Origin of the sequence: Caballeronia concitans (assembly GCF_001544615.1) — a bacterium.
In the GTDB taxonomy this organism is placed as follows: Bacteria; Pseudomonadota; Gammaproteobacteria; order Burkholderiales; family Burkholderiaceae; genus Caballeronia; species Caballeronia concitans.
This window is the reverse complement of the sequence record NZ_FCNV02000001.1, coordinates 950,961-964,296: the sequence shown is the minus strand read 5'-3', so window position 1 is coordinate 964,296 and position 13,336 is coordinate 950,961. Positions and strand designations below refer to the sequence as shown.

Annotated in this window: 15 protein-coding genes and 1 tRNA gene; 5 read left to right on the top strand and 11 right to left on the bottom strand. The window is 64.7% G+C overall.

The features are described 5' to 3' along the window. Position 1: 1 nt before the first annotated feature. Complete coding sequence (locus tag AWB72_RS28820) at positions 2 to 145, bottom strand: hypothetical protein (RefSeq protein WP_159459341.1); 144 nt, start codon at positions 143 to 145, stop codon at positions 2 to 4. Positions 146 to 206: 61 nt separating this feature from the next. Then, on the bottom strand, positions 207 to 365 hold the full coding sequence (locus tag AWB72_RS29075) for a hypothetical protein (RefSeq protein ID WP_167550939.1): 159 nt from the start codon (positions 363 to 365) through the stop codon (positions 207 to 209). Between the two features lie 120 nt (positions 366 to 485). Here AWB72_RS29075 and AWB72_RS04480 point away from each other — a divergent pair, with 120 nt between their 5' ends. Together AWB72_RS04480 and AWB72_RS04475 are read left to right on the top strand one after the other, a co-directional pair. Continuing rightward, positions 486 to 977 (top strand): TonB family protein, encoded by a 492-nt coding sequence (locus AWB72_RS04480; protein WP_040051823.1) that lies wholly within the window; start codon positions 486 to 488, stop codon positions 975 to 977. 283 nt (positions 978 to 1,260) lie between these two features. Then, positions 1,261 to 2,565 carry an MFS transporter gene (locus AWB72_RS04475; RefSeq protein ID WP_040051822.1) on the top strand — a complete coding sequence of 435 codons (1,305 nt, stop codon included), beginning with the start codon at positions 1,261 to 1,263 and terminating at the stop codon, positions 2,563 to 2,565. A gap of 24 nt (positions 2,566 to 2,589) precedes the next feature. Here the strand turns inward: AWB72_RS04475 and AWB72_RS04470 are convergent, their stop codons facing one another. Continuing rightward, positions 2,590 to 3,792, bottom strand: coding sequence for an OpgC domain-containing protein (locus tag AWB72_RS04470; RefSeq protein ID WP_040051821.1), 1,203 nt, complete (start codon positions 3,790 to 3,792; stop codon positions 2,590 to 2,592). A 224-nt stretch (positions 3,793 to 4,016) separates the two neighbouring features. Here AWB72_RS04470 and AWB72_RS04465 point away from each other — a divergent pair, with 224 nt between their 5' ends. Further along, the gene (locus AWB72_RS04465; RefSeq protein WP_040051820.1) at positions 4,017 to 4,196 is read left to right on the top strand and encodes a hypothetical protein; all 180 of its coding nucleotides are present in this window, start codon (positions 4,017 to 4,019) and stop codon (positions 4,194 to 4,196) included. A gap of 269 nt (positions 4,197 to 4,465) precedes the next feature. Then, the gene (locus AWB72_RS04460; protein WP_040051819.1) at positions 4,466 to 5,839 is read left to right on the top strand and encodes a chloride channel protein; all 1,374 of its coding nucleotides are present in this window, start codon (positions 4,466 to 4,468) and stop codon (positions 5,837 to 5,839) included. Positions 5,840 to 5,973: 134 nt separating this feature from the next. On the opposite strand, the gene minE is transcribed toward AWB72_RS04460, so the two are convergent. From minE to map, 5 genes are all read right to left on the bottom strand, one after another. Then, positions 5,974 to 6,228: a cell division topological specificity factor MinE gene (minE, locus tag AWB72_RS04455; protein WP_008350955.1), complete on the bottom strand. Its 255-nt coding sequence runs from the start codon at positions 6,226 to 6,228 to the stop codon at positions 5,974 to 5,976. Between the two features lie 9 nt (positions 6,229 to 6,237). After that, positions 6,238 to 7,053: a septum site-determining protein MinD gene (minD, locus tag AWB72_RS04450; RefSeq protein ID WP_040051818.1), complete on the bottom strand. Its 816-nt coding sequence runs from the start codon at positions 7,051 to 7,053 to the stop codon at positions 6,238 to 6,240. A 78-nt stretch (positions 7,054 to 7,131) separates the two neighbouring features. After that, on the bottom strand, positions 7,132 to 7,911 hold the full coding sequence (minC, locus tag AWB72_RS04445; protein WP_040051817.1) for a septum site-determining protein MinC: 780 nt from the start codon (positions 7,909 to 7,911) through the stop codon (positions 7,132 to 7,134). 116 nt (positions 7,912 to 8,027) lie between these two features. After that, positions 8,028 to 8,552 carry a GNAT family N-acetyltransferase gene (locus AWB72_RS04440; RefSeq protein ID WP_040051816.1) on the bottom strand — a complete coding sequence of 175 codons (525 nt, stop codon included), beginning with the start codon at positions 8,550 to 8,552 and terminating at the stop codon, positions 8,028 to 8,030. 189 nt (positions 8,553 to 8,741) lie between these two features. Next, the gene (gene map / locus AWB72_RS04435; protein ID WP_040051815.1) at positions 8,742 to 9,524 is read right to left on the bottom strand and encodes a type I methionyl aminopeptidase; all 783 of its coding nucleotides are present in this window, start codon (positions 9,522 to 9,524) and stop codon (positions 8,742 to 8,744) included. Between the two features lie 236 nt (positions 9,525 to 9,760). On the opposite strand from map, the gene AWB72_RS04430 reads away from it, so the two are divergent. Beyond that, positions 9,761 to 10,111 carry a hypothetical protein gene (locus AWB72_RS04430; RefSeq protein WP_040051814.1) on the top strand — a complete coding sequence of 117 codons (351 nt, stop codon included), beginning with the start codon at positions 9,761 to 9,763 and terminating at the stop codon, positions 10,109 to 10,111. A 104-nt stretch (positions 10,112 to 10,215) separates the two neighbouring features. Here the strand turns inward: AWB72_RS04430 and AWB72_RS04425 are convergent. The 3 genes from AWB72_RS04425 to AWB72_RS04415 all read right to left on the bottom strand — a co-directional run bounded on the left by AWB72_RS04425 (position 10,216) and on the right by AWB72_RS04415 (position 13,151). Then, positions 10,216 to 10,306: transfer RNA gene (locus tag AWB72_RS04425), tRNA-Ser, on the bottom strand. Between the two features lie 109 nt (positions 10,307 to 10,415). Further along, a complete protein-coding gene (gene serS / locus AWB72_RS04420) occupies positions 10,416 to 11,714 on the bottom strand; it encodes a serine--tRNA ligase (protein ID WP_040051813.1) in 1,299 nt (432 codons plus the stop codon). Positions 11,715 to 11,834: 120 nt separating this feature from the next. Further along, entirely contained in the window at positions 11,835 to 13,151 is a 1,317-nt protein-coding gene (locus AWB72_RS04415) for a replication-associated recombination protein A (protein WP_040051812.1), read from the bottom strand. Positions 13,152 to 13,336 lie beyond the last annotated feature (185 nt).

Here is a 13,336-nt window from a genome sequence, read left to right as displayed (position 1 = left end):
GTCAGTTGTCGTCCGTCCTGACGGGCGGACGTTCGTGCGGCGCGGGCTCCGCCTTGTCGGCATCGGGGGCGGCGCCGGCTTCGTTCGGGGATGGCGGCTGTTGCTCGGACGGGGCGGCGGAAGCGGGATCATTGGCGGTCGACATGACATCCTCCCAAAGGCGTGGAACGGCCTTCTCCTACCTTAGCACCGCACCGTCCGTGCGCTCAACCCACCGGCGTTTCGCCCTCGCCCGGCTGCTTGCCGGGATGATCGTGCGGCGCCTGCTTGCGGCCTTCATCGTTACGCTCCGGCAGCTTGCTCTTCTCGTTGTCGCTGTGTTCCGCCGGCTGCACATCCTCAGGGCGATTCTGTTCGCTGCTCATGTCTTCCTCCGTTCATGTTCGATGTTCGATGTTCGGATACGTATGAGCATGGTTAGCAAGTTATGCACCCGCCGCGATCACGGACTACTATTGAAGTATCGTTTCCTCGGTGCCGGTTCCATGACGACTCTATTCATACGACGGTCCGGTACCTTCCTGGCGTCGATCATCCTTCTCGCAACCACGGCCTGCACGATCACGCCGCCGCCGAGCGTCGTCAGCGCGCGCGCCGCCGCGCCATCCACGCCCGCGCCCAGCCCGACGCTCGACGACTACAAGTCGCGCATCGCGCAGCGCATCTTCGAGCGCAATCCGTCGCTCGTGCTGCGTGGCACGCCGCAAGCGATGCTGCGCTCGTTCGTCCTCGTCGCATTCACCGTCGATCGCGGCGGGCGGCTCGTGCAATCGTCGGTGTATCGCACCAACGGCGACGACGAAGCCGAAGCCACCGCGCTCGCCTCGTTGCGCCGCGCCGCGCCGCTGCCCGCGCCGCCCGCGCGGCTTCTAAACGGCAGTGGGCAGATCGAACTCTTCGAAGGATGGATGTTCAACGACAACGGCCAGTTCCAGTTGCAGACGTCGCACTCGCCGCAAGCAACGAGCATCGAATAGCCGGCGTGCATCCGAATGGCGCTCGCCGCGCCCCGTCGCTATAATTTTTGGCACCCCTGCCGGCTCCGCCCGGCGCACGCCTTCGCCGCGCGCCCACCCCGCGCGCCGTGCGAAGCGCCCAGGCGGCCACGCCGCCTTCGCCTCGCGCACACTCCCGCGCAGCTCGAGGCATGCGATCCCGAAGAAGCATAGAAGCATGACCAGCGCCATCGCTCATCGGTTGCCGATGCGCGCGGCACTGCTCCACATAACAGCATCACAAAGCACGACAGACGGAGACATCATGGCCTCACCCTCGCTTTCCGCCGCCAATCCCGGCGACAAAGCCCAAAGCACCTCGCGCGTGATCTTCGCGAGCTTCATCGGCACCGCGATCGAGTTCTACGACTTCTACGTCTACGCGACCGCCGCCGCGCTCGTCATCGGCCCCGTGTTCTTTCCGCACGGATCGCCGGCCGCGCAGGCGCTCTCCGCATTCGTCACGTTCGGCATCGCGTTTCTTGCGCGACCGGTCGGCTCGTTCCTGTTCGGACATTTCGGCGATCGCGTCGGCCGCAAATCGACGCTCGTCGCCTCGCTTCTCGTGATGGGCGTCTCCACGACGCTCATCGGCCTCGTGCCAGGCTACGATTCCATCGGCAGTCTCGCGCCCGTGTTGCTGTGCGTGCTGCGCTTCGGGCAAGGCATCGGGCTCGGCGGGGAATGGGGCGGCGCGGCGCTGCTCGCGACCGAATACGCGCCGAAGGGCAAGCGCGGTCTCTTCGGGATGTTCCCGCAACTCGGGCCGTCGGTCGGCTTCCTGGCGTCGAACGGCTTGTTCTTCGGTCTCGCGCTCTCGCTCTCCGACGAGCAGTTCCGCAGTTGGGGCTGGCGCGTGCCGTTCATCGTGAGCGCGGTGCTGGTCGCGCTCGGGCTCTACGTGCGCCTGAAAATCGCGGAAACGCCCGCGTTCCGCGCGGCGCTCGAACGCCACGAGCGCGTGCGCGTGCCTATCGCGGAATTGCTCAGCCGCTATCTCGGCCCGACGCTGCTCGGCGCGTTCGCGATGGTCGTCTGCTACACGCTGTTCTATATCTCGACGGTCTTTTCGCTGTCGTACGGCGTCGCGACGCTGCACTTCTCGCGCGAAAAATTCCTCGGCCTCTTGTGCCTCGCCGTCGTGTTCATGGCGATCGCCACGCCGATCTCCGCCATCGCCAGCGACCGCTTCGGCCGCAAGCCGGTGCTGATCGTCGGCTGCATCGCGGCGATTCTTTCCGGCTTCGCGATGGCTCCGTTGCTCGGTAGCGGCAACACCGCTTACGTCGCGCTGTTCCTGATCATCGAACTGTTCCTGATGGGCGTCACCTTCGCCCCGATGGGCGCGCTCCTGCCCGAGCTTTTCCCGACGAACGTGCGCTACACGGGCGCGGGCGTCGCGTACAACCTGGGCGGGATTCTGGGCGCGTCGGTGGCGCCGTATATCGCGCAGCTGCTCGCCAATCGCGGCGGGCTGGCGTGGGTCGGCGGATATGTGTCGGTGGCGGCGGCGGTGAGCCTTCTGGCGGTGCTCGCGATGCGCGAGACACGCGATATCGCGCTCGACTGATCGCAGCGGATTCGAGCGATCCGCTCAGCGCTCGCGCCGCCGGTTGCCGGCGTGCGCGGGCACGGGCCGCCGCTCGATGACAGGCAGGCGCCGCGGCGTCGGTTTGGACGATGTCACGCGCGCCGCGTCCTTCGCCCGGGCCGCCTTAGCCTTGCGATCCGCCCAGAAGCGCGCGAGCGCGAGCAGCGCGCCGATGGCGATGGCATCGGCGGCGAGGCCCGCGAGCCAGTGCGACGGCGAGCGCCCCAGGTTCTCGACGCCCATCGCACGCAACGCCGAATCCAGCACGAGCGACACGCACGTTCCCGCGATGAAGCACACGAGCCCCTGCTGCCCGACCGTCACCACGCTCGGCAGCTTGCGCGCGAGATCGCCGATCCATCCCGCATAGACCGCCCGCGCGACGATCCACGCAACGGCGGCAAAGCTCACGATGCGCAGCGTCGCGAGATTCTGCTTCATGTATCCCGGCGGCGCCTGCGTTTCGAGAAACAGCTTGGCGAACGCGAACGTCAGCGCGAACGCGATTGCGGCACACGTGAGCCAGCGCGCGGTCCGGCTCGCGTGGAACGTGTCGCTGACCGGCTGCACGCGCGCGAGCACGCCCGTCACGAACATGAGCTGCCAGGCGAACGGATTGAACGACCACGCCTGTCCGTACGACGACGGCAGCGCGTGCGCGATCGGCGCGGCGGCGAGCCACAGGAGCAGGCTGCCGAACATCACGATGACGGGCTTGCGTTGCGCGAGCGGCGCGGCCATCGGCACGGCGAGCGCGAAGAGCGAATACATCGGCAGCACGGACGACAGATACGGTTGCTGACGGAACGTCGCGATATCGAACACGAGGCCGAACGGACGCGCGAGCAACGCCGGCCATTCGGTGTACTGCAGCATCGGGGAATCGATTTTGAGGAGCATCAGCAGCGCGCCGCAGACGAGCATCAGCACCGCCGTCAGCAGATACGCACGGTAAATCTCCCAGCTTCGCTTGAAAAAGCGTCGGCGAGCGGCCGAATGACTACGGCGAGTCGCGAGCGCCGTATAAGCCGCCGCCGACGCATAACCGCCAAGAAACACGAACACTTCCGCGGAGTCGCAGAACGCGAACTGATGCAGCGTGAAGTGCGACAGCACGCTTCCCGATATATGGTCCACCGCGATAATCAGCAGCACGATTCCTCGAAAGAAATCGACTTCGAGAGAACGTGTCGTCGGGGAAGTCATCGGGCAAATGCTCCACGGACTGCGGTCGGGCGCGCTTCTCGAAAACAGGCGGCGCGCATACGGGTTGGTATGCAGGCCGGCGAGAAGATTCCCTGAAATGCGTGCATGAAAAGTAACACCGGATCACCGTCCGCAAGGTGGCGGGAGCATGGCGGTTTTGTCGGTTTTCGGCGCGCGGCAGGCTGCTTATACTCGAAGGAGTCAGGCGTCCAACGGAGAACGTCATGCGCGTGTATCTGCAAGGTTCACATCTCGTCGCGATGATCGCGATAGCGCTGTCCGTCGCCCTGCTGCTCGCCATCCGGTTCCGGCCCGCGACATGGCGTGGTGTCGTGTGCGAAGCGATCATCGCGAACTTGAGCGCAATCGCCGCCGTCGTTGCTTTCGAAGTGCTTACCGCCTGAGCGCCGTCGCAAAACGACTTTCAATTCGATTGAACTTCCGCCGGACCGCACAGTCGGAACGGGTAATGCCGCGCATGCCAATGAACGACTCCGGCGCGCGCGGCGCTCTTCTCCTCTCCGCTCCTGCTTCACGGGAGCGTTTCCTGGGCGCCCGGCGAAAGCCTCGCGCCTGTTCTTTTTTGTGCCGCCGTTTCTGAACGAAACAAGCGCCGCGTCGTTTTTGAGATGGCCGATATAATCGGCGCTTCGACAAAAGCGACGGCCACAGCATGCTCCGAGCGCTCCGCTCCCTCTCGACCATCACCACGCGCCGCACGCGCAGCCTCTGGCGGCGTTACGGCATCTTCTGGCTGGGTGCGATTCTCGTCGGTGTCGTCGCGGTGTATTACGCCCGGCTCATCGACTGGGGATACGGCCTCTTCATGCATCAGCGCGCGGAGCATCCGTGGCTGCCGCTCATCGTGACGCCGGCTGTCGCGGCGCTGTGCGTCTTTCTCACGCGACGCTTTTTTCGCGGATCGGAAGGCAGCGGCATTCCGCAGGTGATCGCGGTGCTGCATGGTCCGACGTCGGCGTCAGGCGGGCGGCTCCTCACGCTCAGGATTCTCGCGAGCAAGATCGCCGTCTCGTTCATCGCGATTCTCGGCGGCTTTACCATCGGCCGCGAAGGTCCGACCGTGCAGGTCGGCGCGGCGCTCATGTTCAACATGCGGCGCTTTTACCCGCGCTCGAATTCGCTGATCGAACGGCAGCTCGTGCTGGCGGGCGCGGCGGCGGGATTGTCGGCCGCATTCAACACGCCGCTCGCGGGCATCGTGTTCGCCATCGAGGAGCTGACGCGCAGCTTCTCGACGCGCGCAAGCGGCGTGCTGATCACCGGGATCATCGTCGCGGGTATCGTCGCGCTGGGGCTGAACGGCAACTACACGTACTTCGGCACCATCGACGTCGGCGCGCATTTTCCGAAGCTGCTCGCGGTGGCGGTCGTCGTCACGGCGGTCGTCACGGGCATCGCGGGCGGCCTCTTCTGCTGGCTCCTGCTCAACACGGCGAAGTGGATTCCCGCGCCGCTGCGCGCGCTGCATACGTCGCAGCCGGTCGCGTTCGCGGCGCTGTGCGGGCTCATCATCGCGGCGGTCGGGTTCGTGTCGGGCGGCACGACGTTCGGCAGCGGCTATGCCGAAGCGCGCGGCCTGCTCGAGGGACGTGAACAACTGTCGGTGCTCTATCCGCTCTTCAAGATGGTGTCGATGATCGGCTCGTATCTGCCCGGCATTCCCGGCGGCATCTTCGCGCCGTCGCTGTCGATCGGCGCGGGCTTCGGCAACGTGCTCCACATGCTCTTCTCCGACATGCAGTTGCCGATGCTCATCGCGCTCGCGATGGTCGGCTACCTCGCCGCCGTGACGCAATCGCCGATCACGGCGTTCGTCATCGTGATGGAGATGATCAACGGGCACGCGCTCGTCATCTCGCTGATGGGCACCGCGCTCATATCGAGCCGCGTGTCGCGCGTGTTCGCGCCGCCGCTGTACGAGGCGCTGGCGGTGCGGTATATGACGCCGGTGGCCGTGGCGCCCGAGGCGCCGTCGCCGGAAGTGCCGAACCCTGAGGAAGAAGAACGCATCGAAAAACAGGCGTGAAACGCCGCGCCCAAGCCCCGCGCAAACGATAGCGCGCAAAAGCAAAAAGCCAGGACACGCGATCCTGGCTTTTTCGTTTCGACGCCGCCGCGCGAAGCGGACGACGCCATGCACTACGCCTGGCGTCTTGCGACTTACGCCTGCGGAATTTCGATCTTCACTTCCAGCACTTCCAGATCGTCCTGACGTTCGAGGCTCACTCGAATATCGTCGTCGGAAATCTTCACGTACTTCGAAATCACGGCAACGAGTTCCCGTTGTAACGCCGGCAGATAATCGGCGGCGGCTTTGCCACCCGCGCGCTCGTGCGCAATGATCAACTGCAAGCGTTCCTTCGCGACCGTAGCGGACTTCTTTTTCTCGCCCAGCAAAAACGAAAGAATCGACATTGCGTCCCCTTACTTGGTGCCGAAGATGCGTTGCAGCAGGCCAGGCTTCTGGTAGTCGGTGAAACGCAGCGTCTTTTCCTCGCCGAGGAAACGCGACACCACGTCCTTGTAGGATTCCGCGACATCGGTGCCGTCCAGATGCACGGCCGGCAAACCCTGGTTCGACGCGTGCAGCACCGCTTCGGATTCCGGAATCACGCCGATCAGGTCGATGCGCAGGATCTCCTGGATGTCGTTGAGCGACAGCATCTCGCCCTCGGACACGCGCTTCGGGTTGTAGCGCGTGATCAGCAGGTGCTCCTTGACGGGCTCCTTGCCTTCCATCGCGCGCTTCGTCTTCGATGCGAGGATGCCGAGAATGCGGTCCGAGTCCCGCACCGACGACACTTCCGGATTCGTCACGATGAGCGCTTCGTCGGCGAAGTGCATGGCCATGAGCGCGCCCGATTCGATGCCCGCGGGCGAATCGCAGACGATGTACTCGAAGTCCATCTTGATCAGCTCGTCGATGACCTTCTCGACGCCTTCGAGCGTCAATGCGTCCTTGTCACGCGTCTGAGACGCCGGAAGGATATAAAGGTTCTCGCACTTCTTGTCCTTGATGAGCGCCTGATGCAGGTTCGCTTCGCCCTGAATGACGTTGATCAGGTCGTACACCACGCGGCGTTCGCAGCCCATGATGAGGTCGAGGTTGCGCAGACCGACGTCGAAGTCGATCACGGCCGTCTTGTGGCCGCGAATCGCGAGCGCCGATGCGAAGCTCGCGCTCGTGGTCGTCTTGCCGACGCCGCCCTTCCCCGAAGTCACCACAATGATTTTTGCCATACAAGTACCTTGTGTTCGTCAATAGGTCCGCTCGCGCGTGGCACATCGGCGCGCGCCAAACGCATCGGGCGCGCGGCTTCAGGTCAGCCGCAGCGGTTCGATCATGAGTTTTTCTTCGTCCAGCCAGATCTGCACGGGCTTGCTCTGCACGTCGGCGGAAAGCGGGTTCTCGGTCGTCCGGTAGATTCCCGCGATCGAGATCAGTTCCGGTTCGAGACACGTGCAGAAGATCCGTGCGTCGAGATTGCCGTGCACGCCCGCGAGCGCGCGGCCGCGCAACGGGGCATACACGTGGATGTTGCCTTCCGCGATGACCTCGGCGCCATACGACACCAGCCCGAGCACGATGAGATCGCCCTTCGCGTACACCTGCTGCCCCGAGCGCAGCGGCCGGTCGATGATCGTCGCCGGTTGCGGCAGCGCGGGCGGCGGCTCTTTCGCGACGGCCGCTTCGATGACGGCGGCGGCTTCGGTGTTCGGCTTCGCTTCGTCGACCGAAGGCTTCGGCGCGCCGCGCCGGTCGCGCGCTTCGAGAATCGGCAAGCCGCCCGCGTTCGCCCATTGAATCGCCCACGCTTGCGAAGGCAGCGCCACGATGCCCACGGGACGCATGCGCACGCTCTTCAGGAGCGTCTCCAGCACCGCAAGCGACACGCGCTCGCCTTCGCCGCCGTCCGTAGCGGCGAGACGCCGCACGTCGATGGCGACGACATCGTTAGCGAAGAATTCGGGAGTCGCTTCGAAGCGCCGCGTGAGTTCGGTGCGCAGGGCATCGAGGTCGGGAGTCTTGACGACGAAGAGAAGCGTGTCGACGGAGCCGCTGCGCAGTTCGAAGAAGGGCGTTTTGTTGAGCGACATAGGAACGGCCAAAAATTTTGCGTATTTTACAGGCGTACACGCTCGCGGCCATAGTTTTTAAGGCCGATTTTCTGGCGATGAAAGCATGAGTGCGCAGCGGGTGCGCGGAGAAAGTCTCAGACGTCGCGGTCCGGCTGCATGTGCCGCACGTAGAGCGATTCGGCTTCCTGCTCGTGCGACGGCATCGCGCGGCGATCGCCGGTCGGGCCGAAGCCGAGACGTTCGTAGAAGCGCATGGCGTTGCGGTTTTCATCGGCGATCCATGCATGCACCTGCGATGCGCCCTGCTCCGCGAGCCACTGCGACGCGAAGTTCACGAGCAGCTCGCCGCCGCGCAGATGACGCACCGCGGGCGCGACCCATAACGCGCTGACGAATGCGCGCGCGCCGTCGGCTTCTTCGATATACGCATGCACGAGCCCGGCCGGATGACCTTCGGTGTACAGCAAAAAGGTGGCGAGCCGGGGCGAGTTCGCGTGCAGCGTGGCGGTGTCGTCGAACGAAGCGGGATCGACGAGCAGCGCGTCTTCCAGCGTTTCGCCGAATGCGTACGGCGCTTCGCGCAGCGATGCCGTGCGAAGCTCGCGCAAAACCGAACCTTGTTGCGCGCCGATGCGGCTGACGGTCAGTGAGGGACTCATGCGGGCGATTATCTCTCTGGCTTTCTGGCTCTGCTAAAGGCGCCTCGCGACGGCGCGGGCGCAGGCCCATTCGCGTAGCTTCATCCGAACGGGCGAACCCGTCAATTCCTAAATCCTGGAAAGTGCTTCACAGCGCACCCTTTCGTGGCTTTCTGTGGTTTTTCGCGACTTTCCAGGCTGCTGTGCCGCTCACGGTTGCGCATAGTCGCCCGTGCCGTCCGGCCAGGGCGTGAGCAGTTCGAAGCCGTCTTCGGTGACCGCGACCATGTGCTCCCACTGCGCGGACAGCGAGCGATCCTTGGTCGTGACCGTCCAGCCATCGCGCGATTGCTGCGTGGCCGCGCGGCCCGCGTTGATCATCGGCTCGATGGTGAAGACGAGGCCCGGCTTCAGGCGCAGGCCCGCGCCGCGCTGGCCGTAATGCAGCACTTGCGGATCTTCGTGATACACCCGGCCGATGCCGTGCCCGCAGTACTCGCGCACCACCGAGAAGCCTTCGCGATGCGCGATCGATTGAATCGCGAAGCCGATATCGCCGAGCGTCGCGCCCGGACGCACCGCGCGGATGCCCGCGACCATCGCTTCGTAGGTGGTCTCGGTGAGACGCCGCGCTTCCTTGCCCGGCGTGCCGGCGTAGTACATGCGGCTCGTGTCGCCGAAGTAGCCGTCCTTGATGATCGCGACGTCGATGTTGATGATGTCGCCGTCCTTCAGTTCTTTCGGGCCGGGGATGCCGTGGCAGACCACGTGATTCACCGACGTGCAGACGGTCTTCGGAAAGCCCATGTAGCCGACGTTCGCCGGAACGGCCTTCAGTTCATCGACGATGAAGCGATTGCAGATGGCGTCGAGTTCGTCGGTGGTGACGCCGGGGCGCACGTGTTCGCCGATCATCGCGAGGACTTCGGCGGCCATGCGGCCTGAGATGCGCAATTTCTCGATGTCGGCGGGAGTCTTGAGGGTGATGGCCATTGAGCGATGCGGATGGATTCGTGCCGCCTCGACGCGGGCGTCGGGCCGCCGTCGGCGAGTGCCGGACGTGCGCCGCGCACGAGGACCGCGCACGAGGACAATTGGGCCGATGATAGCATTGCCGCTCTTCCCGCCGGACGACGGACGCGTGCTTGCCGCCCGTTGCGCTGCTTTTTGGCAGCCTCATGAGTGAATCTCATGGCCGTCGGCTGCATTGCGTTTTCTCGAGGAGCGTTATGACCTTGCATCGCCTTTCTCTCGTTGTCGCTTGTGTAGGCGCGGCCGGCGCGCTCGCCGCGTGCGGATCGACCAGCGGTCCCGAACTGCGGGCGTCGAAGCCGGTGATTTACGTGTCGTCGGCGCGCGCTGCGTCGGATATATCGACGTGTTTGCAGCGCATGTTGCCCTCGGTGCAAGTGACGCGCGATCAGGGATCGACAGAGCTGATGCTGGGATCGAATGCGTGGCTCGTCACGCTGACGCCGTCGGGATATGGGTCGATCGTGAAGGTGCAGCAGTCTACGAGCGATGACGGCGGCGTGCCCGAGCCGCAACTGAGATTCGACGTGGCGCGGTGCACCGTCTGATTTCAGCGACCGCGCCGCGACGGCGCGGGGACGCGAAGCGCTCGAAATTCCGAGCCCAAAACGAAAACCCCGCAAGCCTTGCGACTTGCGGGGTTTATATGTCTTGGCGGAAAGGGTGGGATTCGAACCCACGGTACGGGGAAACCGTACGCCTGATTTCGAGTCAGGTACATTCGACCACTCTGCCACCTTTCCGTCTACCAGCTTGCTTCCGCCGGCCTTCGCAAAACGGGTCGTTGCTCAACGAAGAATGAAAGTATATCGGAGACGCGAAACTTTTCAAGCACCTTTTTGCAAATAAACATCATGCCGTTGCGCGGACTTCAATGCGCTCGACGCCGCCCATATACGGCCGCAGCGCCGCCGGAATCGTCACCGATCCGTCCGCGTTCTGGAAGTTCTCCAGCACCGCGACGAGCGTGCGACCGACCGCCAGCCCCGAGCCGTTGAGCGTATGCACGAACTCCGGCTTGCCCTGCGCGTTGCGAAAGCGCGCCTGCATGCGCCGCGCCTGGAACGCCTCGGTGTTCGAGCAGCTCGAGATCTCGCGATACGTGTTCTGCGCCGGCAACCACACTTCCAGATCGAACGTTTTCGCCGCCGAGAAGCCCATGTCGCCGGTGCACAGCGTGATCACGCGATACGGCAGTTCGAGCTTCTGCAGGATGGCTTCGGCCTGGCCGACCATCTCGTCGAGCGCCGCGTACGAATGTTCGGGCGCGACGACCTGCACCATCTCGACCTTGTCGAACTGATGCTGGCGAATCAGGCCGCGCGTGTCGCGTCCGTACGATCCGGCCTCGGAACGGAAGCACGGCGAATGCGCCGTCAGCTTCACGGGCAGCGCGTTCGCTTCGAGGATGCTGTCGCGCACGGTATTCGTCAGCGAAATCTCCGACGTGGAAATGAGGTACTGCGTGACCGTGTTCTCGTCGCCGCCCTTTTCGACGCGGAACATGTCGTCGGCGAATTTCGGCAACTGGCCGGTGCCGTAAAGAATCTCCGGATTCACGATGTACGGCGTATAAGCCTCGGTGTAGCCGTGCTGCTCGGTGTGCGTGTCGATCATGAACTGCGCGAGCGCGCGATGCAGCCGCGCGATCTGCCCGCGCAGGAGCGTGAAGCGCGCGCCCGAGAGCTTCGCGCCGGTTTCGAAGTCGAGGCCGAGCGGCGCGCCGACATCGACGTGATCCTTCACTTCAAAGTCAAACGAGCGAGGTGCGCCCCAGCGCCGCACTTCGACGTTCTGCGTCTCGTCCCGGCCCACCGGCACGCTTTCATGCGGCAGGTTCGGCACGGTCAGCATCAGGTCCGACAGGCGCTTCTGAATGTCTTCCAGCTTCGCCGCCGATTCCTTCATGGTGTCGCCGATGCCGCCGACTTCCGCCATCACCGCCGACGTGTCCTCGCCGCGGCCTTTCATCGCGCCGATCTGCTTCGACAGGCTGTTGCGGCGCGCCTGGAGTTCCTCGGTGCGCGTCTGGATCTCGCGACGCTCGGCTTCGAGCGCGGCGAAGGCGGCGACGTCGAGCGTGTAGCCTCGATCGGCGAGGCGCTTCGCGACGCCGTCCAGGTCTTTGCGGAGAAGTTGAATGTCGAGCATGGCGGGCTGCTTTTGTTGAGTATTCGAAAACGCCGATTTTAGCGCACCGGTCAGTCTGCACTGACTGTTCGGCATTACCGCCGAAGTCTGTTCGACGGTCATGCGCGGGACGCCATCGCGCTACCGCTTCTTGTCCTCGCGATGCTCGCGCCGCCACGCATCGTCCAGTTCCGCGAGCCGCGACAGTTTCTCGCCGATCTTGCCTTCGAGTCCGCGCGGCGTCGGCTGATACCAATGCGGGTCGCGCATGCCGTCGGGGAGATAGGTTTCGCCGGCGGCGTAGGCGTCGGGTTCGTCGTGCGCGTAGCGGTACTCGTGGCCGTAGCCGAGTTCTTTCATCAGCTTCGTCGGCGCGTTGCGCAGATGCACCGGCACGCCGCGCGACTGGTCCTTGCCGACGAACCGCCGCGCCTCGTTGTACGCGTTGTAGCCCGCGTTCGATTTCGGCGCGACCGCGAGATACAAAAGCGCCTGCGCGAGCGCGAGTTCGCCTTCCGGCGAGCCGAGCCGCTCGTACGTTTCGGCGGCGTCGAGCGCGATGCGCGCGCCGCGCGGGTCCGCCAGCCCGATGTCTTCCCACGCCATCCGCACGATGCGCCGCGCCAGATAACGCGCGTCCGCGCCGCCGTCGATCATGCGGCAGAACCAGTACAGCGCCGCGTCCGGATTGCTGCCGCGCACCGACTTGTGCAGCGCGCTGATCTGATCGTAGAACGCGTCGCCGCCCTTGTCGAAACGACGCAGGTTTTCGGCGAGCGCGCTGCCGAGCAATGCGCCATCCACCTCGGTTGTCTTCTGCTGCGCGGCCGCCCGCGCGACGATCTCCAGATTGTTCAGGAGCTTGCGCCCGTCGCCGTCCGCCGAGCCGATGAGCGCGTCGCGCGCCTCGTCCGTGAACGTGAGGCCGCCCAGTTCCACCGTCGCGCGTTCGAGCAGCTCCTTCAGTTCGTCGGCGTCGAGGCTTTTCAGCACGTACACCGCCGCGCGCGAGAGCAGCGCGCTATTCACTTCGAATGACGGATTCTCGGTGGTCGCGCCGACGAACACGAACAAGCCGGATTCGACGTGCGGCAGGAAGGCGTCCTGCTGGCTTTTGTTGAAGCGATGCACTTCGTCGACGAACACGAGCGTCTGCCGCCCGTTCGCGCGATGAATCTGCGCGGTCTCGACGGCCTCGCGGATATCCTTCACACCCGAGAGCACCGCCGACAGCGAGATGAACTCCGCGTGGAAGGCGGCGGCCATGAGGCGCGCGAGCGTCGTCTTGCCGACGCCCGGCGGCCCCCAGAGAATCATCGAATGCGCCTCGCCCGACTCGAACGCGACGCGCAACGGCTTGTTGGGCCCGAGCAGATGCTTCTGGCCGATCACATCGTCGATGGTGCGGGGGCGCAGGCGCTCCGCGAGCGGAACGTTGCCACGGTTTTCTTCGAACATGGTGCTGTGAACGCGAGTGAATGCGGGTTGGCGCGGTTGTCGCACGCGGCGATAATCTTGCGCTTTTCCTGGAGCGCGGTGCATCGGCCATTCGGCCAGGTTTCCGCGCGGCGTGGCGCGGCGCAAAATAGGTCGCGAATCGGGTGATTATGACAGCCGCGCGCCGAAGACGATTCGCGCAGACG

Coding starts and splice junctions, on each gene's coding strand:
- AWB72_RS28820 (WP_159459341.1), bottom strand. CDS start 145: ATGTCGACCGCCAATGATCCCGCTTCCGCCGCCCCGTCCGAGCAACAG.
- AWB72_RS29075 (WP_167550939.1), bottom strand. CDS start 365: ATGAGCAGCGAACAGAATCGCCCTGAGGATGTGCAGCCGGCGGAACAC.
- AWB72_RS04480 (WP_040051823.1), top strand. CDS start 486: ATGACGACTCTATTCATACGACGGTCCGGTACCTTCCTGGCGTCGATC.
- AWB72_RS04475 (WP_040051822.1), top strand. CDS start 1,261: ATGGCCTCACCCTCGCTTTCCGCCGCCAATCCCGGCGACAAAGCCCAA.
- AWB72_RS04470 (WP_040051821.1), bottom strand. CDS start 3,792: ATGACTTCCCCGACGACACGTTCTCTCGAAGTCGATTTCTTTCGAGGA.
- AWB72_RS04465 (WP_040051820.1), top strand. CDS start 4,017: ATGCGCGTGTATCTGCAAGGTTCACATCTCGTCGCGATGATCGCGATA.
- AWB72_RS04460 (WP_040051819.1), top strand. CDS start 4,466: ATGCTCCGAGCGCTCCGCTCCCTCTCGACCATCACCACGCGCCGCACG.
- minE (WP_008350955.1), bottom strand. CDS start 6,228: ATGTCGATTCTTTCGTTTTTGCTGGGCGAGAAAAAGAAGTCCGCTACG.
- minD (WP_040051818.1), bottom strand. CDS start 7,053: ATGGCAAAAATCATTGTGGTGACTTCGGGGAAGGGCGGCGTCGGCAAG.
- minC (WP_040051817.1), bottom strand. CDS start 7,911: ATGTCGCTCAACAAAACGCCCTTCTTCGAACTGCGCAGCGGCTCCGTC.
- AWB72_RS04440 (WP_040051816.1), bottom strand. CDS start 8,552: ATGAGTCCCTCACTGACCGTCAGCCGCATCGGCGCGCAACAAGGTTCG.
- map (WP_040051815.1), bottom strand. CDS start 9,524: ATGGCCATCACCCTCAAGACTCCCGCCGACATCGAGAAATTGCGCATC.
- AWB72_RS04430 (WP_040051814.1), top strand. CDS start 9,761: ATGACCTTGCATCGCCTTTCTCTCGTTGTCGCTTGTGTAGGCGCGGCC.
- serS (WP_040051813.1), bottom strand. CDS start 11,714: ATGCTCGACATTCAACTTCTCCGCAAAGACCTGGACGGCGTCGCGAAG.
- AWB72_RS04415 (WP_040051812.1), bottom strand. CDS start 13,151: ATGTTCGAAGAAAACCGTGGCAACGTTCCGCTCGCGGAGCGCCTGCGC.